This is a genomic window from Mesorhizobium sp. B2-5-7, assembly GCF_006440875.1.
GTDB classification, from domain to species: domain Bacteria; phylum Pseudomonadota; class Alphaproteobacteria; order Rhizobiales; family Rhizobiaceae; genus Mesorhizobium; species Mesorhizobium australicum.
Window position 1 is genome coordinate 1,162,574 of sequence record NZ_VFUO01000001.1, and the last position, 20,468, is coordinate 1,183,041.

General features: G+C 62.9%; 19 protein-coding genes. 6 read left to right on the forward strand and 13 right to left on the reverse strand.

Annotated features, from left to right (window positions below):
- Positions 1-6 precede the first annotated feature (6 nt).
- The gene (locus FJ543_RS05840) at positions 7-642 is read left to right on the forward strand and encodes a glutathione S-transferase family protein (RefSeq protein ID WP_140874117.1); all 636 of its coding nucleotides are present in this window, start codon (positions 7-9) and stop codon (positions 640-642) included.
- A gap of 225 nt (positions 643-867) precedes the next feature.
- Here FJ543_RS05840 and alaS read toward each other — a convergent pair whose 3' ends face one another.
- On the reverse strand, positions 868-3,534 hold the full coding sequence (gene alaS, locus FJ543_RS05845; protein WP_140874119.1) for an alanine--tRNA ligase: 2,667 nt from the start codon (positions 3,532-3,534) through the stop codon (positions 868-870).
- A 271-nt stretch (positions 3,535-3,805) separates the two neighbouring features.
- Positions 3,806-4,906 carry a recombinase RecA gene (recA, locus tag FJ543_RS05850; protein WP_013895892.1) on the reverse strand — a complete coding sequence of 367 codons (1,101 nt, stop codon included), beginning with the start codon at positions 4,904-4,906 and terminating at the stop codon, positions 3,806-3,808.
- A gap of 281 nt (positions 4,907-5,187) precedes the next feature.
- Between recA and FJ543_RS05855 the strand changes: the two genes are divergently transcribed.
- Together FJ543_RS05855 and FJ543_RS05860 are read left to right on the forward strand one after the other, a co-directional pair.
- Positions 5,188-6,132 (forward strand): carbohydrate kinase family protein, encoded by a 945-nt coding sequence (locus tag FJ543_RS05855; RefSeq protein ID WP_140874121.1) that lies wholly within the window; start codon positions 5,188-5,190, stop codon positions 6,130-6,132.
- A gap of 77 nt (positions 6,133-6,209) precedes the next feature.
- On the forward strand, positions 6,210-7,127 hold the full coding sequence (locus FJ543_RS05860; protein ID WP_140823629.1) for a pseudouridine-5'-phosphate glycosidase: 918 nt from the start codon (positions 6,210-6,212) through the stop codon (positions 7,125-7,127).
- 184 nt (positions 7,128-7,311) lie between these two features.
- Here the strand turns inward: FJ543_RS05860 and FJ543_RS05865 are convergent, their stop codons facing one another.
- Positions 7,312-7,635 carry a TfoX/Sxy family protein gene (locus FJ543_RS05865; RefSeq protein ID WP_015318162.1) on the reverse strand — a complete coding sequence of 108 codons (324 nt, stop codon included), beginning with the start codon at positions 7,633-7,635 and terminating at the stop codon, positions 7,312-7,314.
- 90 nt (positions 7,636-7,725) lie between these two features.
- Here FJ543_RS05865 and FJ543_RS05870 point away from each other — a divergent pair, with 90 nt between their 5' ends.
- The gene (locus tag FJ543_RS05870) at positions 7,726-8,223 is read left to right on the forward strand and encodes a GFA family protein (RefSeq protein WP_140874123.1); all 498 of its coding nucleotides are present in this window, start codon (positions 7,726-7,728) and stop codon (positions 8,221-8,223) included.
- A 33-nt stretch (positions 8,224-8,256) separates the two neighbouring features.
- On the opposite strand, the gene sufA is transcribed toward FJ543_RS05870, so the two are convergent.
- From sufA to FJ543_RS05905, 8 genes are all read right to left on the reverse strand, one after another.
- Positions 8,257-8,637, reverse strand: a complete 381-nt coding sequence (gene sufA, locus FJ543_RS05875) for a Fe-S cluster assembly scaffold SufA (protein ID WP_140874124.1) — start codon at positions 8,635-8,637, stop codon at positions 8,257-8,259.
- A 101-nt stretch (positions 8,638-8,738) separates the two neighbouring features.
- Positions 8,739-9,131 (reverse strand): SUF system Fe-S cluster assembly protein, encoded by a 393-nt coding sequence (locus FJ543_RS05880; RefSeq protein WP_023773197.1) that lies wholly within the window; start codon positions 9,129-9,131, stop codon positions 8,739-8,741.
- A gap of 22 nt (positions 9,132-9,153) precedes the next feature.
- Complete coding sequence (locus tag FJ543_RS05885; RefSeq protein ID WP_140874126.1) at positions 9,154-10,398, reverse strand: cysteine desulfurase; 1,245 nt, start codon at positions 10,396-10,398, stop codon at positions 9,154-9,156.
- Positions 10,399-10,403: 5 nt separating this feature from the next.
- Entirely contained in the window at positions 10,404-11,672 is a 1,269-nt protein-coding gene (gene sufD / locus FJ543_RS05890; protein ID WP_140874128.1) for a Fe-S cluster assembly protein SufD, read from the reverse strand.
- A 40-nt stretch (positions 11,673-11,712) separates the two neighbouring features.
- Positions 11,713-12,468: a Fe-S cluster assembly ATPase SufC gene (sufC, locus tag FJ543_RS05895; RefSeq protein ID WP_015318168.1), complete on the reverse strand. Its 756-nt coding sequence runs from the start codon at positions 12,466-12,468 to the stop codon at positions 11,713-11,715.
- Positions 12,469-12,499: 31 nt separating this feature from the next.
- Positions 12,500-14,017 (reverse strand): Fe-S cluster assembly protein SufB, encoded by a 1,518-nt coding sequence (gene sufB / locus FJ543_RS05900; protein ID WP_140874130.1) that lies wholly within the window; start codon positions 14,015-14,017, stop codon positions 12,500-12,502.
- Between the two features lie 41 nt (positions 14,018-14,058).
- Entirely contained in the window at positions 14,059-14,208 is a 150-nt protein-coding gene (locus tag FJ543_RS31395; protein WP_181173911.1) for a hypothetical protein, read from the reverse strand.
- A 27-nt stretch (positions 14,209-14,235) separates the two neighbouring features.
- Positions 14,236-15,396, reverse strand: a complete 1,161-nt coding sequence (locus FJ543_RS05905; RefSeq protein WP_140874132.1) for a cysteine desulfurase family protein — start codon at positions 15,394-15,396, stop codon at positions 14,236-14,238.
- 254 nt (positions 15,397-15,650) lie between these two features.
- Between FJ543_RS05905 and FJ543_RS05910 the strand changes: the two genes are divergently transcribed.
- On the forward strand, positions 15,651-16,325 hold the full coding sequence (locus FJ543_RS05910) for an alpha/beta hydrolase (RefSeq protein WP_015318172.1): 675 nt from the start codon (positions 15,651-15,653) through the stop codon (positions 16,323-16,325).
- A 93-nt stretch (positions 16,326-16,418) separates the two neighbouring features.
- On the opposite strand, the gene FJ543_RS05915 is transcribed toward FJ543_RS05910, so the two are convergent.
- Complete coding sequence (locus FJ543_RS05915) at positions 16,419-17,240, reverse strand: phosphatase PAP2 family protein (protein ID WP_140874134.1); 822 nt, start codon at positions 17,238-17,240, stop codon at positions 16,419-16,421.
- A gap of 31 nt (positions 17,241-17,271) precedes the next feature.
- Positions 17,272-18,915 (reverse strand): glycosyltransferase family 39 protein, encoded by a 1,644-nt coding sequence (locus FJ543_RS05920; protein ID WP_140874136.1) that lies wholly within the window; start codon positions 18,913-18,915, stop codon positions 17,272-17,274.
- Positions 18,916-19,201: 286 nt separating this feature from the next.
- Between FJ543_RS05920 and tyrS the strand changes: the two genes are divergently transcribed.
- Entirely contained in the window at positions 19,202-20,455 is a 1,254-nt protein-coding gene (tyrS, locus tag FJ543_RS05925; RefSeq protein ID WP_140874138.1) for a tyrosine--tRNA ligase, read from the forward strand.
- The last annotated feature ends 13 nt before the right edge of the window (positions 20,456-20,468 follow it).

Genomic DNA, 20,468 nt, shown 5'->3' on the forward strand with positions numbered 1-20,468 from the left:
GGACAAATGGGCAAGCCGGTCGTCTACGGCGCGGATTACAGCGTCTATGTACGCATCGTCCGGCTTGCGCTCGAGGAGAAAGGCATCGCCTACGATCTCGTGCCGGTCGACATCTTTGCAGAAGGTGGCGCGCCGGCATGGTACGGCAAACACCATCCCTTCGGCCGCATCCCGGCCTTCGAGCATGAGGGGTTCCGCCTGTTCGAGGCGAGTGCGATCGCGCGCTATATCGACGACGCTTTCGACGGTCCACCCTTGCAGCCGAAGGATCCGCGCGCCCGCGCAAGGATGAACCAGATCATCGGCATGCTCGACGCCTACGCCTACCGTGCGATGGTCTGGGATGTCGCGGTCGAGCGTCTGGAGAAGGAAGTGCCCGACGAGAGCTTGATCGCGGATGGCCTGCGGCAGGCAGAGACGGTGCTGAAGGTATTGACCTCGCTGAAGCAAGATGGACCCTGGCTGCTCGGCGACCAGCTGACCCTGGCCGATCTGCACGCGGCGCCGATCATCGCCTACTTCGTCAAAGTGCCAGAAGGGCGCAACTTGCTGACGCAGTTTGCAGGCATCTGGGATTTGTATTTGCGAATGGCTGGCCGCCCGAGCTTCGTGCGTACCGAAAAAGCGTATAACTCGAGGTGAGCTTCCTCGACGTCGCGCCGCCCCTGCCCTGGCGGGCATTTCTCCCCGTGAACGGGGAGAAAGAGGCTGCTCGCGTTGCCGGCGCTCTTCTGCAACGAGGGCGATTGGCGAAGGGCGCGACGAAAGCGCCCTTCTCCCCGTTCTACGGGGAGAAAATGGCGGCAGCCAGATGAGGGGCAGCGCTGCCCCAAGAGAAAGGATCCCGCCTGGGCCCACGCATGGTAGCTACGCTGCTTCGAGCGCCGCCCTCACCGCCGCGATCGCATCATCGGCCTTCGACGCATCCGGGCCGCCGGCCTGCGCCATGTCGGGGCGGCCGCCGCCGCCCTGCCCGCCCAATGCTGCGGAGGCCACGCGAACAAGGTCGACGGCGCTGAAACGGCCGACGAGATCATCGGTGACAGCGACCACGACGCTCGCCTTGTTGTCCTCAGCCGTGCCAACGAACACGACGACGCCAGAGCCCAACGAAGTCTTGCCCGCGTCGGCCAGCGGCTTCAAGTCCTTCGGCGAGACACCTGACACCGCCTTGCCGAGAAAGCCGACGCCAGCGACGATCTCGTTGGCGGCAGGAGCATCGGCAGGCGACCCGCCGCCCAGCGCCAATTTCTTGCGCGCTTCGGCCAGGTCCTTCTCGAGCTTCTTGCGCTCTTCGAGCAGCGCTTCGACGCGCGCTGGCACATCTGCGGGCGAAATCTTAAGCGTTGCCGCCGTGGTCTTCAGGCGTCGGTCCTGCTCATCGAGATGCCTGCGCGCGGCCTCGCCGGTCAACGCCTCGATGCGGCGCACGCCGGCGGCGACAGCACCATCCGAGACGATGCGCACCAGGCCGATATCGCCGGTCGCCCTGACATGCGTGCCGCCGCAGAGCTCGACCGAATAAGGCCGGTTGGCCTTGGCGCCATGCAAGCCGGTGCCCATCGACACGACGCGCACCTCATCGCCATATTTCTCTCCGAACAGCGCCATCGCGCCCTCGGCAATGGCGTCGTCGACCGACATCAGGCGCGTGGTCACCGGGCCGTTCTGCACGACGATCTCGTTGGCCATGCGCTCGACCTCTTCGAGCTCCTGCGCGGAGATCGGCTTGTTGTGCGAGATGTCGAAGCGCAGACGCTCGGGTGCGACCAGCGAACCCTTCTGCGCGACATGGGTGCCCAGCACCTCGCGCAACGCCTCGTGGATCAGGTGCGTCGCCGAGTGGTTGGCGCGCAGCCGGGAGCGCCTGGCATGATCGACCTTAAGTTCGACCGCGGCACCCGGCCTGACCGTGCCGGCGACCACCTTGCCGAGATGCACGAAGAGGCCATCGGCCTTCTTCTGCGTGTCGGAAATCTCGATCGAGAAGCCCTCGCCCGAGATTATGCCGGTGTCACCCATCTGGCCGCCGGACTCGCCGTAGAACGGCGTCTGGTTGACGACCACGGCGACCGCATCGCCCTTGGCGGCGCTGTCGACGGTCTTGCCGTCCTTGACCAGCGCCTCGATGAGGCCTTCCGCCTGCTCGGTTTCGTAGCCGAGGAATTCGGTGGCGCCGGTCTTTTCACGCACGGAGAACCAAACCGTCTCGGTGGCGGCCTCGCCGGACCCGGCCCAGTGCTTGCGCGCCTCCGCCTTCTGCTGCTCCATCGCATTGGTGAAGCCGGCAAGGTCGACCGAGATGCTGCGCTGCCGCAGCGCGTCCTGCGTCAGGTCGAGCGGGAAGCCATAGGTGTCGTAGAGCTTGAATGCCGTTTCGCCATCGAGCATGTCGCCGGCGCCGAGCTTCTCCGTCGCCTCGGACAGCAGCCCGAGGCCGCGCACCAGCGTTTTGCGGAAACGGGTCTCCTCGAGTTTCAGGGTCTCGGCGATCATCGTTTCGCCGCGTGCCAGTTCGGGATAGGCCTGGCCCATCTCGCGCACCAGCGCCGGCACCAGCTTCCACATCAGCGGCTCGTTCGCCCCCAGCAACTGCGCATGGCGCATGGCGCGGCGCATGATGCGGCGCAGCACATAGCCGCGGCCTTCGTTCGACGGCAGCACGCCGTCAGCGACCAGGAAGGAGGACGAGCGCAGATGATCGGCAATGACGCGATAGGACGCAACCGTTTCGGCGTCGGGCGCGCGCCCAAGTGCCGAGGACGCCGCATCGATCAGATGACGGAACAGGTCGGTCTCGAAGACGCTTTCCACTCCTTGCAGGATGGACGCCATGCGCTCCAGGCCCATGCCGGTGTCGATCGACGGGCGCGGCAGGTCGACGCGCTCCTCTTTCGTCACCTGCTCATACTGCATGAACACCAGGTTCCAGAATTCGAGGAAGCGATCGCCGTCTTCCTCGGGACTGCCGGGAGGTCCACCCCAGACGTGCTCGCCACGATCGATGAAGATTTCCGAGCATGGTCCGCAAGGACCGGTGTCGCCCATCGCCCAGAAATTGTCCGAGGTCGGGATGCGGATGATGCGATCGTCGGAGAAACCGGCGATCTTCTTCCAGAAGCCAGCCGCCTCGTCGTCCGTGTGATAGACGGTGACCAGCAGCTTGTCCTTCTTCAGCCCGAACTCCCTGATGATGAGGTTCCAGGCAAGCTCGATGGCGCGCTCCTTGAAATAGTCACCGAAGGAGAAATTGCCGAGCATCTCGAAAAAGGTCAGGTGGCGCGCGGTATAGCCGACATTGTCGAGATCGTTGTGCTTGCCGCCGGCGCGGACGCTTTTCTGGGCTGTGGTGGCGCGCGAATAGGGCCGCTTCTCCAAACCGGTGAAGACATTCTTGAACTGCACCATGCCGGCATTGGTGAACATCAATGTCGGATCGTTGCGCGGCACGAGCGGGCTCGAGGCCACGACCTCGTGGCCTTCCTTGCGGAAATAGTCGAGAAAGGTCGACCGGATCTCGTTGACGCCACTCATGGATACTGCCTTTTCAAGAGAGCCGCCGGCCGGACCGGCGGGAGATGGCTCTGTATTTTCTAGAAGATGGAGCTGGCCTTTTAGCCGTAGCTCTTGACCCTGTCCAGAAACACGGAATTGGGCCAATTCGCGCTTTGCACCGGCACTTGCGGGGCCGCCCAAACGAAAACCGCCGGCGCGAAGGCCGGCGGTTTGGAACGCGGTGCTACAGAACTCTTTTACTTAAGCATTGACTAATAGTCTGGATTTATGGCCAAATTCTGACCGTTGCCTACATCGCGCCGGCTTCGTCCTCAAAACCGTCGTCGCCATTGCCCTCGGAGCCACCATTTTCGAGGAACTTTTCGGCGATCAATCCGGCATTCTGCCTGAGCGCCAGCTCGATCTCGCGCGCGGTATCGGGATTGTCGCGCAGGAACAGTTTCGCATTCTCGCGGCCCTGGCCGAGACGCTGCGAATTATAGGAGAACCAGGCGCCCGATTTCTCGACCACGCCGGCCTTGACGCCGAGGTCGACCAGTTCGCCGGTCTTGGAGACGCCCTCGCCATACATGATGTCGAACTCGACCACCTTGAAGGGCGGCGCCAACTTGTTCTTGACCACCTTGACGCGGGTCTGGTTGCCGACGACCTCGTCACGATCCTTGACCGAGCCAATACGGCGGATGTCGAGGCGAACCGAAGCGTAGAATTTCAGCGCGTTGCCGCCGGTCGTGGTTTCGGGCGAACCGAACATGACGCCGATCTTCATGCGGATCTGGTTGATGAAGATGACCATGGTGTTGGAGCGCGAGATCGACGCGGTCAGTTTGCGCAGCGCCTGGCTCATCAGGCGGGCCTGCAGACCCGGCAGCGAATCGCCCATCTCGCCCTCGATCTCGGCACGCGGCGTCAGCGCCGCCACCGAATCGACCACCAGCACGTCGATGGCGCCGGAACGCACCAGCGTGTCGCAAATCTCCAGCGCCTGCTCGCCGGTGTCGGGCTGCGAGATCAGCAGGTTTTCAAGATCGACGCCGAGCTTGCGGGCGTAGACCGGATCGAGCGCGTGTTCGGCATCGACGAAGGCGCAGATGCCGCCCTTCTTCTGGGCTTCAGCCACGGTGTGCAGGGCCAGGGTCGTCTTGCCGGAGCTTTCCGGCCCATAGATCTCGATGATACGGCCGCGCGGCAAGCCACCGACGCCGAGCGCGATGTCGAGACCGAGCGAGCCGGTCGGCACCGTTTCGATCTCGACGACCTGCTCGTTGGCGCCGAGCCGCATGATCGAGCCCTTGCCGAAAGCCCGCTCGATTTGCGACAGCGCCGCATCCAGAGCCTTTGATTTGTCCACTGCCTTATCCTCTACCAGCCGCAAAGAATTCTGAGCCATGATACATCACCCCTTGGTCGTCAATGAAGGCCGGACAATCCGTAATCCCTGCCATTTTGTACCTTTTTTGTTCTCATTTGGCAAGGGGTGACAACCAACTGAAAAACAAGCGATATCGCGATTTGTTCTTTTTTTGTCTCGCAAACTCTGGCACGAACGGGCTCCGCATTGGGCCAGACGGCTCGATCGTATCGCCCGACCGAATCGCCGACCAGCATGCGAAGCTCTGTCGCGCACTCTAGCGCTTGTGCGGCCGCAACAACAAAGGTCATATCGCCACCATGGTGGAATCCCCGAAGATCCTGGCCGTGGGCGGCGCCCATATCGACCGGCGTGGCCAGGTGTACGGTCCCTATGTGCCGGCAGCCTCCAATCCCGGCACGATGCGCGAGGATGTCGGCGGGGGCGTCTTCAATGCGTTGCGCGGCATGGTGCGGCGCGGCGTGTCGGCCTCCCTGGTGTCGATGCGGGGCGGCGATGCGTCGGCCGATACGGTTTCACGGGCCATCGCCGAGGCAGGCATCGCCGATCTTTCGGCGGTGTTCCTCGACCGTACCACGCCGAGCTACACGGCATTGATCGATCGCGAGGGCGAATTGATCGTCGGCTTTGCCGACATGGCACTGTACGACCTGGCTTTTCCCAAGCAGATCAGGCGTTCCAAGATACGCCAGGAGGTGGCCGCCGCCGATGCCATCCTGTGCGACGCCAATCTGCCGTCGGCCGCCCTGGAGCGGCTGCTGTCGCTCGCCGCCGGTAAACCGGTTTTCGCCATCGCGATTTCGCCGGCGAAGGTAACGCGGCTGATACCGGTTCTCGGCGGGCTGGCCCAGCTCTTCATGAACCGGCGAGAGGCCGTCGTGCTGGCCGGTGTCAATGCAGCGGCCGCCGAGCGGGAAATGGTCGACGGGTTGCGGTGCAGCGGCCTTGCCAGCGGCGTGGTCACGGCCGGCAGCGGCCCTGTGCTGGGTTTCGATGAGACAGGCGCCTTTTCGATCCTGCCGCCTGCCCCCAGAAAAGTCGCCGATGTCACCGGCGCCGGCGACGCGCTGGCAGGTGCGACGGTCGCAGCACTGCTGCGGGGCCAGCCGCTGCGCCACGCCGTGCGCGAGGGCGTCGCCGCGGCAACGCTGGCCATCGAAAGCGCCGACGCGGTGCCCGAATTCACCCCGGCGAGCTTCGCGGAAGCGCTGGCCCTTGTGCCGGATGCCAGGGAAGTGGCATGAGACCCGGCAAGTTCATAACGCGCGGTGAAGCTACGCTTTCCTGATGGATGCGCCGCACTCCGGATTGGAGATCAGAGATGACGCCAGAGACCGCCCGCCCCTTCATCGATATCCACGCACCGGTGGCGCAGGCCCTGGCCGCCGGGCGCCCGGTGGTGGCGCTCGAAAGCACCATCATCACCCATGGCATGCCCTATCCCGACAATGGCGCCATGGCGGCCAACGTCGAAAAGATCATCGCTGACGGCGGCGCCGTGCCGGCAACCATCGCGGTGGTCAACGGCCGCATCAAGATCGGGCTTTCGGACGGCGAACGCGAATCGCTGGCGATGACCGGTGACGCCATGAAGCTGTCGCGCGCCGATCTCGCCTTCGCCGTCGCGCAGGGCCGCACCGGTGGCACCACGGTCGCCGCCACCATGATCGCGGCTGACATGGTCGGGATAAAGGTGTTCGCCACCGGCGGCATTGGCGGCGTGCACAAGGGGGCGGAAAAGAGCTTCGACATCTCGGCCGACCTCGATGAATTGGCGCGTACACCGGTGATCGTCGTCTCGGCCGGCGCCAAGGCGATCCTCGACATCGAAAAGACGCTGGAAGTGCTGGAGACGCGCGGCGTGCCCGTGGTCGGCCATGGCTGCGAGACGATGCCGGCCTTCTGGTCGCGGCAGTCACCGTTCCGAGCGCCCTTGACCTTGCACGGAGCGGAAGATATCGCGCATTTCTACCGGACACGCCTGGCTCTGGGCTTGGGCGGCGGCATGCTGATTGCCAATCCCGTGCCGGAATCCCACGAAATCCCCGCTGAAGAAATGGCGGGCTACATCGAAGCCGCGCAAAAGGCGGCCGAAGCCCTCAACGTCACCGGCAAGGCCGTGACGCCGTTCCTGCTGGGAAAAATCCTCGAACTCACCGGCGGCCGCAGCCTGAAGACCAACATCGCGCTGGTCGAGAACAATGCAAGGCTGGCGGCTGAGATCGCCAAGGCGCTGTAGGGACTGCCAAGAAAGTCCCCCTCACCCGGATTACCAAGACCGAATTGCAAAGAGCAATTTGGGGCAATCCGACCTCTCCCCGAGGGAGAGGAACTTGCGGCCTCAACGCAAACCTCTTCTCCCCGCCGGGGAGAAGGCGGCCGCGAAGCGGCCGGATGAGGGGTGGCCTCGCGCTGGCGGGAGCCTACTTCCCCGCCCGCCGCCCAGCTTCGTAGGCGCGTCGCGCCCACACCGTCATTTCGTCGGGATCGTCGAAAGCGCTGTCGGGAATGCTCCAATAGGGCATGGCGACAAGCTTGCCGTGGCGAGAGCCGGTGTAGGTCCATTGCCGGCAGCCCGCGGCTTCGAACTCCGATGCGCTCTGCGCGTCGGCTTTCAGCAGCAATTCGCCGCGCAGCACGATGGCGACGATGACGCCATCGAAATAGATGCCTTTGCCGCCGAATAGCTTTCGGATGCTGACCGGACCGAGGCCCTCGAACAGTTCTGCGATGCGCTCATTGTCCATGCCGCGATCATGTCACCGGCATTTGGCCTTGTCATCGCCGCAACCAAAATCATGCTGACAGGTTGTGGCTATCCTGTCGGAGTTTTTGCCATGCCTGTGCTGCTCAAGGGGTCCTGTCGCTGCAACGCCGTGCGTTTCGAGGTGGAAAGCCACACGCCCGTGCCGTTCATGCTGTGCTACTGCTCGATCTGCCGTAAGCAGCAGGGCGGCGGCGGTTTCGCCATCAATCTCGGCGCCGCCTACGAGACGCTGAACATCAGGGGCAAGAGCAATCTCGGCGTCTATCGCGCCGAGATCGAGGATGACGAGCATCCCCACTGCGAGATATCGACCGGGGAGCGCAATTTTTGCCGCAAATGCGGGTCGGCGCTCTGGCTCTACGACCCAACCTGGCCGGAGCTGGTGCATCCCTTCGCCTCGGCGATCGACAGCGACCTGCCGAAACCACCCGAAAAAGTGCATCTGATGCTGAAATACAAGGCGAACTGGGTCGAGCCTGAGATCGGCAAAGGCGACAAGACGTTCGACGTCTATCCCCAGGAATCGATCGCGGACTGGCACAAGCGGACGGGTATGTGGGTGGAGTAGCTTTCTTCGCCCCGTCTACGGGGCGAAGAAAGATCAGGCTGAAGCGCGTGCCTCGGCCAGCGCCTTGAGATCGGCCGGCTTCAGTTCGACCGATTCGCCACAGCCGCAGGCCGAACTCTGGTTCGGGTTGTGGAAGGTGAAACCGGTGCGCAGCGTCGTCTGCTCGAAATCCATCTCGGTGCCGAACAGAAACAGGGCGGCTTCCGGCGCGACATAGACATGCGCGCCGTCGCGCTCGATATGGTCGTCCTTGGTGTTGGGCTCGGTCACCAGATCGACCGTGTATTCCATGCCGGCGCAGCCGCCCTTCTTGATGCCAAGGCGGATGCCATGCGCGTTTTCGCGCGTGGCGACGATCTCGCGCACCCGGTCGGCGGCCTTATCGGTCATCGTGATGACGGCAAAGCGTCCCATGTTTTTCCTTCTCCATTCCATGCAGGTTCAAGGCCTGCCGAATGATTCCTCACCTAAAATGGTGAAGTTTTACCACCGGGGCAAGTGTGCCAGGTGCGGCGCTAGTACCAGCCCACCGCCACCTGCGCCTCTTCGGACATGCGGTCGGGCGTCCAGGGCGGATCGAAAGTCATGTTGACCTCGACGCCGGAGACGCCCTCGACCGCGCCGACGGCATTTTCAACCCAGCCGGGCATTTCGCCGGCCACCGGGCAGCCAGGCGCGGTCAGCGTCATGTCGATCTTGACCGAGCGGTCGTCCTCGACGTCGATCTTGTAGACGAGGCCAAGCTCGTAGATGTCGGCCGGGATTTCCGGGTCGTAGACCGTCTTCAGCGCCGAGACGATGTCGTCGGTCAACCGCGCCAGCTCATCAGCGGGAATTGCCGAGGCGGAAACGACGCTGTTGCCGGCGGCTTCCGGCGTAGCTTCGGTGGTGGTGCTCACATCATCCATGGTCGTCACCCGAAAAAAATCGTCATCCGAAGAATTTGCGCGCTTTTTCAAGCGCCTCGGCCAAAGCGTCGACTTCGGCCCTGGTATTATACATGCCGAACGATGCCCTGCATGTGGAGGTTACGCCGAAACGTTTCAACAGCGGCTGGGCGCAATGGGTGCCGGCACGGACCGCCACGCCTTGCCTGTCTATCACCATCGACACGTCATGGGCATGAATGCCTTGCAGCTCGAAGGAGATGATGGCGCCCTTGCCGGGCGCATCGCCGAAGATGCGCAGCGAGTTGATGGCGCGCAGGCGCTCGTGGGCGTAGGTCTTCAAGTCTTCCTCATGCGCGGCGATGCGCTCGCGGCCGACAGAGTCCATGTAGTCGAGCGCGGCGCCCAGTCCGATCGCCTGGACGATCGGCGGCGTGCCGGCCTCGAAGCGATGCGGCGGCTCGTTGTAGGTGACGATGTCTTCCGTCACCTCCTCGATCATCTCGCCGCCGCCCATGAAGGGCCGCATGCCGGCGAGACTATCCTTCTTGCCGTAGAGCACACCGATGCCCGAGGGACCGTAGACCTTGTGGCCGGTGAAGACGAAGAAATCGCAATCGAGATCCTGCACGTCGATCGGCATGTGCACCGCGCTCTGGCTGCCGTCGACAAGCACCGGAATTCCACGCGAATGCGCGATGCGCACGATCTCCTTGATCGGTGTCACCGTGCCCAGCGCGTTCGACATCTGCGTGATGGCCACGAGTTTAGTGCGATCGGTCAGCCGCTTTTCGAATTCCTCGATGTGGAAGACGCCGAGATCGTCGACCGGCACCCAGACCAGCTTGGCGCCCTGCCGCTCGCGGATGAAGTGCCAGGGCACGATGTTGGAGTGGTGCTCCATGATCGACAGCACGATCTCGTCGCCCTCGCCGATATTGGGCATGCCATAGCCATAGGCGACGGTGTTGATGGCCGACGTCGTGTTGGAGGTGAAGACGATGTTGTCGGTGCTTGGCGCGTTGAGGAAACGGCGCACCGTTTCCCGCGCCTTTTCGTAAGCGTCGGTGGCGGCATTGGACAGAAAATGCAGGCCGCGATGGACGTTGGCGTATTCCTGGGAATAGGCGTGCTGGATCGTGTCCAGCACCACCCGCGGCTTCTGCGCCGAGGCGCCATTGTCGAGATAGACCAGCTTCTTGCCGTAGACTTCGCGCGACAGGATCGGGAAGTCGCGGCGGATCGCCTCGACGTCGTAGAAATCTCCAATCTTGCCCGGTGCGTTCATCAGCTTCACCCGTGCGTCACAAACCACTCGTCGAGCTTCGCTTCCAGCGCCTCGACAATCGTCTCGTCGTCCAGTTCCTCGATCACCTCGGCGACGAAGGCCTTGACCAGCAGACCGCGTGCGCTCTTTTCGTCGACACCGCGCGCCATCAGGTAGAACAGATGGTCGTGGTCGATCTCGGTCACCGTCGCGCCGTGGCCGCAGACGACATCGTCGGCGAAAATTTCGAGCTCGGGCTTGGTCGAGAACTCGCCGTCATCCGACAGCAACAGCGTGTTGCACGCCATCTTGGCGTTGGTCTTCTGCGCATATTGATGGACGTTGATGCGGCCCTGGAAGACGCCACGCGCCTTGCCCGTCACCACGTTGCGGACGATCTCCGTCGAGGTCGTGTGCGGCACGGCGTGGTCGAGCACCATGGTGACGTCGGTGTGGGTGTCGCCGGCGAGCAGGTTGATGCCGCGCAATTGAAAGTCGGCGCCCTCACCTGTCGTCCTGACCATGATCTCCTGGCGCACAAGCTTGCCGCCGGCGTTCATGACGAACAGCGTCAGTTTCGCGTTCTTGCCGATATGGGCCTTGAACTGTGCCAGATGCGTCGCAGTCTCCGGCTGCTCCTGCACGATCAGCCACGTTACCTCAGCACCTTCGCCGAGCACGAGTTGGCTGACCGAACTGGTCAGCGCCGCGCCCTCGCCCGCCTGACGCTCGACGATGACGGCCTTGGCGCCGTCGCCGACGCGAGCGGCCAAGCGCACATGGGTCTGGCTGCCGGCCTGCAAATTCTGCAGCTCGACCGGCTTTTCCAGTTCGGCGCCATCGGCGATGTCGACAAAGTAGCCGTCGGCAACGAAAGCCGTGTTCAGCGCACCGATGGCATCGTCATTGCCATAGGGATCGAGGCCCGGCGCGATGCTGCCGTCAATCAGCTTTTCCGACAGGCGCTGGACGCTGACGCCTTCGACAACTGGCGCCTTGGCACTCGATACGCCGTTCAACAAGCTTAGAACCGTCGAACCGTCGACGATTGGCGCGATGGCTTTCGCCGTGGCGGCCGGGTCGAACTCCGGCACCGCGTTCAAAAGACGGCGCAGGTCGGTATAATGCCAGGATTCGATGCGTCGCGTCGGCAAGCCGTGCTTGATCGCTTCGATGGCATCGTCGCGCTTCAGCATCACCGCGCCGTCCCCCGGCAACAGCGACAGCCGGTCGCCGAACGCGTCGATCAACGCTGTCTCGGCCGGTGTGCGCTGCGGTTGTGTGTGCATATTCATCAGCTTTGCCCCGTCTTTTGGCACAAAATGACCTGGCATCTCACGCGGCTTCGCCGATCACGCCGGCATAGCCATTGGCTTCAAGGTCGAGCGCCAGCGACTTGTCGCCCGACTTGATGACCTGGCCCTTGTAGAGCACGTGCACGCTGTCGGGCACGATGTGCTCGAGCAGGCGCTGGTAGTGGGTGATGACCAGGAACGCCCGGTCCGGCGCGCGCAGCGCGTTGACGCCATCGGAGACGATCTTCAGCGCATCGATGTCGAGGCCGGAATCGGTCTCGTCGAGCACGCAGAGTTTCGGCTCCAGCAGCTTCATCTGCAGGATCTCGGCACGCTTCTTCTCGCCGCCGGAGAAGCCGACATTGAGCGGCCGCTTCAGCATCGCCATGTCCATGCTGAGCGAGGCGGCGGCTTCCTTCACGCGCTTGAGGAATTCCGGGATTTTCAGCGGCTCTTCACCACGCGCCTTGCGCTGCTCGTTCATGGCCACCTTGAGAAATTCCATGGTCGCGACGCCCGGTATCTCCATCGGATACTGGAAAGCGAGGAAAATTCCTGACGTAGCGCGCTCGGCCGGATCCATTTCGAGGATCGACTGGCCGTTGTAGAGGATGTCGCCCTCGGTCACCTCATAGTCCTCGCGGCCGGCAAGGATGTAGGACAGGGTCGACTTGCCCGAGCCGTTCGGGCCCATGATCGCGGCGACCTCGCCGGCTTTCACCGTCAGGTTCAGGCCGCGGATGATCTCGGTGCCGTCATCGACGATGCGAGCATGCAGGTTCTTGATCTCAAGCATTCTTTGTTTCCTGAATATTTATCTGGGCTGGTCAGCCCACCGAGCCTTCCAACGAGATGCCGATCAGCTTCTGCGCCTCGACGGCGAACTCCATCGGCAGTTGCTGGATGACGTCCTTGACGAAGCCGTTGACGATCAGCGCGATGGCTTCCTCCTCGGGGATGCCGCGCTGCATGACGTAGAATTTCTGGTCCTCGGAAATCTTCGACGTCGTCGCCTCATGCTCGAACTGCGCCGTCGAGTTCTTGGCTTCCATGTAGGGCACGGTGTGGGCGCCGCACTGGTCGCCGATCAGCAGGCTGTCGCAGTTGGTGAAATTGCGGGCATTGGTCGCCTTGCGGTGCGCCGAGACCTGGCCGCGATAGGTGTTCTGCGAGAAGCCGGCGGCGATGCCCTTGGAGATGATGCGGCTCGACGTGTTCTTGCCGAGATGGATCATCTTGGTGCCGCTGTCGACCTGCTGATAGCCGTTCGAGACGGCGATCGAATAGAATTCGCCCGAGGAATCGTCGCCGCGAAGGATGCAGCTTGGATACTTCCAGGTGATTGCCGAGCCGGTCTCGACCTGGGTCCACGAAATCTTCGAACGGTCGCCACGGCAGTCGCCGCGCTTGGTCACGAAATTGTAGATGCCGCCCTTGCCCTCGGCGTCGCCGGGGTACCAGTTCTGTACCGTCGAATATTTGATCTCGGCATCGTCGAGCGCGACCAGTTCGACCACCGCCGCATGAAGCTGGTTCTCGTCGCGTTGCGGCGCCGTACAGCCCTCGAGATAGGAGACGTAGGCCCCCTCCTCGGCGATGATCAGCGTGCGCTCGAACTGTCCGGTGTTCTTCTCGTTCATGCGGAAATAGGTCGACAGCTCCATCGGGCAGCGCACCCCCTTCGGCACGAAGACGAAGGACCCGTCCGTGAATACGGCCGAATTCAGTGTGGCGTAGTAATTGTCGGAGGTCGGCACGACAGAACCGAGATATCTCTGCACCAGTTCGGGATGCTCGCGGATGGCTTCGGAGATCGAGCAGAAGATGACTCCGGCCTGCGCCAGTTCCTTTTTGAAGGTGGTGACGACGGACACGGAATCGAACACGGCGTCGACGGCGACGCGGCCCGACTTGTAGACGTTGTCGCTGGCTTCCTCGAACTCCGAGGCGTCGGTCTTCTGGACGCCTGCGAGGATCTCCTGCTCCTTCAACGGAATGCCGAGTTTCTCATAGACCTTCAAGATCTCAGGATCGACGTCGCTGAGCGAAGTCGGTCCGGGCGTGCTCTTGGGCGCCGCGTAATAGTAGATGTCCTGGAAGTCGATCTTGGGGTAGTTGACGCGCGCCCAGGTCGGCTCTTCCAGCGTCAGCCAGCGCCGATAGGCTTCGAGGCGCCATTCCAGCATCCAGGACGGTTCGTCCTTCTTGGCCGAGATGAAACGGATAATGTCTTCGCTCAGGCCCTTGGGAGCTTTGTCGACGGCGATCTCGGTCTGGAATCCGTATTTGTATTGGTCGACGTCGATCTTTCGGACCCGATCAATCGTGTCCTGCACAGCAGGCATAAGCGTTCTCCATCCACGCCGGGGTCAAGGCCCGACAGTTTTCAAACTATGGCACCCGCCAAATGGACACCGAGCAGCATCCGCGGCAGCGTAAGTTCAATATAGTGCGCCTCGACCGGAAATTCACCCGGCCAGCATGAAACGCACGGCTCTACCAGGCCGAAAGGCCCAAATCCGTTTTTCTCAAGCATCGGATTCTCCGTCCGATGCTCCAACCGCTAGGCGGCCTTCTCTCTACCCGCCCGACGCGCGGCAATGCTTGCCAGCGCGGTGCGGAACAGTTCGATGTCCTCGGCGGCGGTCGCGGCACCGACCGAGACGCGCAGGGCGCCAAGGCTGTCGCCGTGCCCCATGGCTTTCAGCACATGGCTCGGCCCGACCTTGCCCGACGAGCAGGCGGATCCGGCGGAAAGCGCCACGCCTGCCAGATCGAAGGCGATCTGGGCGGTTTCGGCTTTTACGCCGGGAATAGCGAAGAATGTCGTGTTGGCAAGCCTTGGCGCGCCCGTTCCGAAGATTTCCACGTCCGGCACCAGCGTCTTCAGGATGGCTTCGGCCTCATCGCGACGCTGCCGCACGGCACCGACGGCCTTCAGTCCGGCCAGGGCTTCTCGTGCAGCGGCGCCAAACCCGGCAATGCCAGGCAGGTTCTCGGTGCCGCCACGGTGGCCTTTTTCCTGGCCGCCGCCATTGATCAGCGGCGTCGGCATCATCAGGTCGGCCGCGGCGACGATGGCACCGGCGCCCTTGGGGCCGCCGATCTTGTGTGAGGACACAATCGCATAGTCGGCGTATCCAGCCGCCATGTCGATCGAGACGCGGCCAGCGGCCTGCACGGCATCGACGACAAGAATGCCGCCCTCCGCCTTGACGATTTCGGCAATGCGATCGATCGGCTGGATGACGCCGGTTTCGTTGTTGGCGGCATGGATCGCCACCAGCGGCAGACCGTCGGCCTTGTCGTGGCCGGCGAGCGCCGCGGTCAAGGCGTCGAGGTTGACGATGCCATCGGCGTCGACACCGATCCGCGTTACCTGGCTTGCCGGGAAACGTCCGCCATTCAGCAGGCACGGATGGTCGGCCTCGCACACGTAGAGCCGGCTCATGCGAATGGCGCCGCGCCCCATCCGCCAGTCCGGCGTCAGAAGCGCCGAGGCGGCCTCGGTCGCACCCGAAGTGAAGACGACATGTTCGGCCTTGCCGTTGACCAGTGCCGCCACGTCGCGCCTGGCATTGTCGACGAGCCTGCGCGCGGCGCGCCCCTCGGCATGGACCGAAGAAGGGTTGGCCGCATCAAACGCCGCGACCATGGCCTCGCGCGCCGCTGAAAGCAGCGGCGCACTGGCATTATAGTCGAGATAGGCGCGTCTCGCGGCCATTTTTGTCCAGTTCTTCCCGTCAGAAGCCATTCCGCCGACGTATGGCGTTATTTCCTTGAAATTCCAAGGCAAGCCGTCCTATTTACGCGGCTTGCGGCGAGGGCGACCGGGCGATTGCGTTTCGGCCACCCAGTTTTGAACAATTCTAAACTAGCTTCTATGAAGACGCTCGCCCTGCGTCAAGGTCTGTGGAAGCGGGGCCAGAGGAACAGTTTTCCGGGCACCGCGCACTTGTATGTCACGTGGAGTATTTCATGCCTGAGGTCATTTTCACCGGTCCGGCCGGCCGCCTGGAGGGACGCTACCAGCCCTCGCGGGAAAAGAGCGCGCCGATTGCCATCGTGTTGCATCCGCACCCGCAGTTCGGCGGCACGATGAACAACAAGATCGTCTACGACCTCTTCTACATGTTCCAGAAGCGTGATTTCACCACGCTGCGCTTCAATTTTCGCGGCATCGGCCGCAGCCAGGGCGAGTTCGACCATGGAACCGGCGAGTTGTCGGACGCGGCGGCGGCACTCGACTGGGTGCAGTCGCTGCATCCGGATTCCAAGAGCTGCTGGGTCGCCGGCTATTCCTTCGGTTCGTGGATCGGCATGCAGCTGCTGATGCGCCGGCCCGAGATCGAGGGCTTCATCTCGATCGCACCGCAGCCCAACACCTATGATTTTTCCTTCCTGGCGCCCTGCCCGTCTTCGGGCCTGATCATTCATGGCGACGCCGACAAGGTGGCGCCGCCGAAGGATGTGCAGGGCCTGGTCGACAAGCTGCATACGCAGAAGGGCATCACCATCACGCAGAAGACCCTGCCCGGCGCCAACCACTTTTTCGCCAACGACGCCGATCTCTTGATCGAGGAATGCTCCGATTATCTCGATCGACGGCTGGCGGGAGAATTGTCCGATCCGAGGCCGAAGCGGCTGCGTTAAGACATCTGGCCAGGCGTGTTCGTGGGGCTATGAGCGGGCGGACAATGTCCGCTCCTCGCCATTTGGCTTGCCACGATACGGTTCGGCAGCGACTTATTTTTCTGGGGCAATAAGCCGGAACGATGATTTGCGGACCGGCAATCCTGAAGCTGCCGGCCGGAAGATGAAACCGAGCCTGGCAAAGACCAGTCCGCAGGCCACCGCGAAGGCACAGCCGAGGCCGAAGCCGGCGACGGTGTCGCTCGGATAGTGCGCGCCGACGAATATCCTGGTCGAGGCGATGCAGCCGGTGACCACAAGGGCGATATACCAACGCCGCGGAAACAAAAGCAGCAGGATACCGAACACGGCGCCCATCGTCGTGGCGTGGCCGGACGGAAAGCCGGCAAAGCGCGCATCGAAGGCAAAGGGGTGGAGTGCAAGGACGCCAAAATCCTGGAAGTAGAGCGGGCGCGCCCTGCCAATGGCATATTTCAAGACATTGACGGTCAGGCCCGACAGGCCAACGGCGCTCAGCACCAGAAAAGCCAGACAAGTCCAACTGTAGACCAGCATCAGCGCGCGCCGCGAAAGGCTTCGCCAATCCGTCAGATTGGCCGCGACAAGCAGAAGCGCGGACGGGATGAGATACCAGCCGCCCAGTCCGAACTGTGTGAAGAATTCGGCAAGCCTGGCGGCACCCGCCGACCATTGGCCATGGGCTACCCCCGCCGGCGTATCGAGACGAACAAAGGCGGCTGCCGTCAGAAAGACCCAGACCAGTCCCCACGCCCACCATGAGATGTTGGGATAGCGAGCGGGCCGAACGGCGAGGCGCCGCCTTGCGATCCGCAGGGTGTCGCGAAAATTGTCGAGGGACCGGCGTCCTATCCCGAGGGGGAAGCTGGTAACTGGTGGGCGTGATTTCACGAGCATTGGAAACTGGACTCTGTCATCGACCCAGCCGTCATTGGGTCACACGATAAAGGCCGAGCGACAGTTTGTCTCCCGACGAATAGTTGAGGCCATCGATTTCAGCGACGCGGTTCACCGATTTGCCTCGCACCGACAGCATGCCATTCAGCTTCTGCTCATCCCCGATCGGGGCCAGCCCCAAGGCACAGGCAGGATCGGCGAGCAGGTGCTCCGCCACGCCTCCGACATCGGTCAGCACCGTTTTCGTGCCGACCAGAAACACCAGGCTCGGCTCCTGATACCGCGCCGAGGCCAGCACCGTTGTGTCGCATGCCTGGTTGGCAAGCACGGCTTGCCTGATCGCCGGGCTCAGCCACATCGGCTTCAGCGACGGCGCGATGACCCCGAACAGCAAGGCATAGGTGATGCCCGCGCAGGCGGCGGTGGCTCCAATGCGAGGCAGCGGCACCTGCAACTGCCTGGAGAATGCGAGATAACCGGCGCCCAGCGCTGACGCTGCCGCAGGAATGCTCCACCAGGAGAAACTGTGCGTAAGGTAGATCGGTGCCCCGATACAGACCGCCGCCAGCCCGAGGCTGACCACCACCAGACCGAACGCGGTCGACCACCACAACCACTGCTGCCAGCGCTTGAGCGGCGCATTGGCGTCCTGCGGCGACAACGTCAGCAGCCAGCCGATCAGCAGCGCCATGCCGGGATAGGCCGGCAGGACGTAATGCGGCAGTTTGGTCGGGATGAGTTCGAACACCAGCCAGAACGGAATGTACCATGCCAGGCAAAAGCGCAGCCTGAAATCGTCGCGCACACGATTGAGGGCCTGCAGGCCGGCGCCGACCGCGATCAGGCCGAACGGCCACATGAACAGCGAATAGGTTAGCATGTAGAAGCCAGGCGGCAGGCCGTGCGATTCCTCTCCCGACGCGACCTTGTTCAGCATATCCTTGCCGACGGCTTCCTGAAAAAAGGCGCCGCCGCTCTTCCAGCCGATAAAAGCGACCCAGGGCAGCACGATGAGCAAAACGAGCGCGACGCCGCGCACGAGCTTCAGCTTCAAAAGCCAGCGCCAGTCGCGTTCGAAAGCAAACAGCGCGGCCGCCGTCAGCAGTGACAGAAGCGGGGCCACGGGCCCCTTGATGAGGATCCCGACGCCTTGCGCGAACCAGAATATCCACGGCAGATGGCCGGCCACCGGCTCGTTGCGGCGCGACGCCAGGTAGACTTGCGCCAGCGCGCCCTGCGCGGCCACGCAACAGGCCAGAAGCATGGCGTCGGTTTTGGCGTCGCGTCCCTCGAACGCGGTTGCGAAGATCGCCGCCATCATCAGGCCGGCGGCAAGGCCGGCATTGGCGCCGAACAATTTTGTGCCCGTCCAGCCGATGCCCAAGACAGCGAGCGCGATTCCGAGCATCGAGACAAGGCGGTACACCCAGATCGGTGCGGCCGCGCCCTCGCCGCTCAATGCGACGGCAGCCGATTGCAGCCAGTAGATGCCGATCGGCTTCTTGTAGCGCGAGATATCCTGGAAGCGGATGTCGATATAGTCGCCGGTTTCGACCATCTGCTTGGTCGCCTGGACAAAGCGGGACTCGTCGCGGTCGATCGGCGGAAGGCTCGCCAAGCCGCTGAAACTCATGACCAAGCTGAACAGAAAGAGGAAGAGGTAGTTTCTGTTCATCGCGGGAGCTTTCCGGATCTGATCTGCGGGACGACCCCGTCGCGGCGTGCGGGCGCTGCCCTTGCGCGGCGCCTCATTACGCCAGCGGCATGGATGAGGCAAGGATTCGCAAATGCCATCCGCGCCGGCCGCAAAACCGGATTCCACTTTTGCTGATCGCGGACTCCTTGTTGGCGCGCGATCCGACGCAAAACCGGATTCCACTTTTGCTGATCGCGCTTGGGTGCTAAACGCGCGCGTTCACACATGCCCGCGCTGGACGGGCACACGCTTTCGGGAAAAAACCATGCCTGCCTTCAAATCCGATTTCCTGCGCACGATGAGCGAGCGCGGTTTCATCCACCAGACCTCGGATGATGCCGGTCTCGATCAACTCTTCGCCAAGGAGACGGTGACGGCCTATATCGGCTTCGACGCCACAGCCAGGAGCCTGCATGCCGGCTCGCTGATCCAGATCATGATGCTGCACTGGCTGCAGCAGACCGGCCATCGGCCGATCGCGCTGATGGGCGGCGGTACCTCGATGATCGGCGACCCCTCCTTCAAGGACGAGGCGCGCAAGCTGCTGACGCCGCAAGACATCGACGACAATCTTGCCGGCATCCGCCGCAACTTCATGCCCTACCTTAAATTCGGCAGTGGCCCGAACGACGCGGTCATGGTCAACAATGCCGACTGGCTGATGGAGATCAACTACGTCAATTTCCTGCGCGATGTCGGCCGGCACTTTTCCGTCAACCGCATGCTTGCGTTCGATTCCGTCAAGTTGCGGCTCGATCGCGAGCAATCGCTTTCGTTCCTCGAATTCAACTACATGATCCTGCAGGCCTATGATTTCGTCGAACTCTACAAGCGCCTCGGCTGCCGCCTGCAGATGGGCGGCTCCGACCAATGGGGCAACATCATCAACGGCATCGATCTCGGCCGCCGTATGGAAGATGCGCAACTCTATGCGCTGACCACGCCGCTGCTCACCACCTCGTCCGGCGCCAAGATGGGCAAGTCGGCGTCGGGTGCGGTCTGGCTCGATCCGCAGATGCTGAGCCCTTACGAGTTCTGGCAGTACTGGCGCAACACCGAGGATGCCGACGTTGCCCGGTTCCTGAAACTCTACACCACATTGCCGCTGGACGAGGTCGCACGGCTCGAGCGGCTGGGCGGCTCCGAGATCAACGAGGCAAAGAAGATTCTCGCGACCGAGATTACCGCCCATCTGCATGGCCGCGCGGCCGCCGAACAGGCCAGCGAGACGGCGCGAAAGACTTTCGAGGAAGGCGCTCTCGCCGACACTTTGCCGGCCGTCGAGGCGGACAAGGCCGCGCTCGAAGCCGGTGTCGGCATCCTGTCGCTATTGGTCAGCGCCGGGCTGGCATCATCCAATGGCGAGGCACGGCGGCACATCCAGGGCGGCGCCGTGCGCCTGAACGACCGGGCGGTCAGCGACGACCGCCGGCTGGTGACGCTTCAGGATGTGAGTCCGGAAAACGTTATAAAGCTTTCATTGGGCAGGAAAAAACACATCCTGGTCAGGCCGGCCTAAGGCCCTTGGAGCC

Bases quoted from the DNA above. Each gene is read 5' to 3' on its own strand.
- FJ543_RS05840 (WP_140874117.1), top strand. From the start codon at position 7: ATGGGCAAGCCGGTCGTCTACGGCGCGGATTACAGCGTCTATGTACGC.
- alaS (WP_140874119.1), bottom strand. From the start codon at position 3,534: ATGAGTGGCGTCAACGAGATCCGGTCGACCTTTCTCGACTATTTCCGC.
- recA (WP_013895892.1), bottom strand. From the start codon at position 4,906: ATGGCTCAGAATTCTTTGCGGCTGGTAGAGGATAAGGCAGTGGACAAA.
- FJ543_RS05855 (WP_140874121.1), top strand. From the start codon at position 5,188: ATGGTGGAATCCCCGAAGATCCTGGCCGTGGGCGGCGCCCATATCGAC.
- FJ543_RS05860 (WP_140823629.1), top strand. From the start codon at position 6,210: ATGACGCCAGAGACCGCCCGCCCCTTCATCGATATCCACGCACCGGTG.
- FJ543_RS05865 (WP_015318162.1), bottom strand. From the start codon at position 7,635: ATGGACAATGAGCGCATCGCAGAACTGTTCGAGGGCCTCGGTCCGGTC.
- FJ543_RS05870 (WP_140874123.1), top strand. From the start codon at position 7,726: ATGCCTGTGCTGCTCAAGGGGTCCTGTCGCTGCAACGCCGTGCGTTTC.
- sufA (WP_140874124.1), bottom strand. From the start codon at position 8,637: ATGGGACGCTTTGCCGTCATCACGATGACCGATAAGGCCGCCGACCGG.
- FJ543_RS05880 (WP_023773197.1), bottom strand. From the start codon at position 9,131: ATGGATGATGTGAGCACCACCACCGAAGCTACGCCGGAAGCCGCCGGC.
- FJ543_RS05885 (WP_140874126.1), bottom strand. From the start codon at position 10,398: ATGAACGCACCGGGCAAGATTGGAGATTTCTACGACGTCGAGGCGATC.
- sufD (WP_140874128.1), bottom strand. From the start codon at position 11,672: ATGAATATGCACACACAACCGCAGCGCACACCGGCCGAGACAGCGTTG.
- sufC (WP_015318168.1), bottom strand. From the start codon at position 12,468: ATGCTTGAGATCAAGAACCTGCATGCTCGCATCGTCGATGACGGCACC.
- sufB (WP_140874130.1), bottom strand. From the start codon at position 14,017: ATGCCTGCTGTGCAGGACACGATTGATCGGGTCCGAAAGATCGACGTC.
- FJ543_RS31395 (WP_181173911.1), bottom strand. From the start codon at position 14,208: ATGCTTGAGAAAAACGGATTTGGGCCTTTCGGCCTGGTAGAGCCGTGC.
- FJ543_RS05905 (WP_140874132.1), bottom strand. From the start codon at position 15,396: ATGGCCGCGAGACGCGCCTATCTCGACTATAATGCCAGTGCGCCGCTG.
- FJ543_RS05910 (WP_015318172.1), top strand. From the start codon at position 15,651: ATGCCTGAGGTCATTTTCACCGGTCCGGCCGGCCGCCTGGAGGGACGC.
- FJ543_RS05915 (WP_140874134.1), bottom strand. From the start codon at position 17,240: ATGCTCGTGAAATCACGCCCACCAGTTACCAGCTTCCCCCTCGGGATA.
- FJ543_RS05920 (WP_140874136.1), bottom strand. From the start codon at position 18,915: ATGAACAGAAACTACCTCTTCCTCTTTCTGTTCAGCTTGGTCATGAGT.
- tyrS (WP_140874138.1), top strand. From the start codon at position 19,202: ATGCCTGCCTTCAAATCCGATTTCCTGCGCACGATGAGCGAGCGCGGT.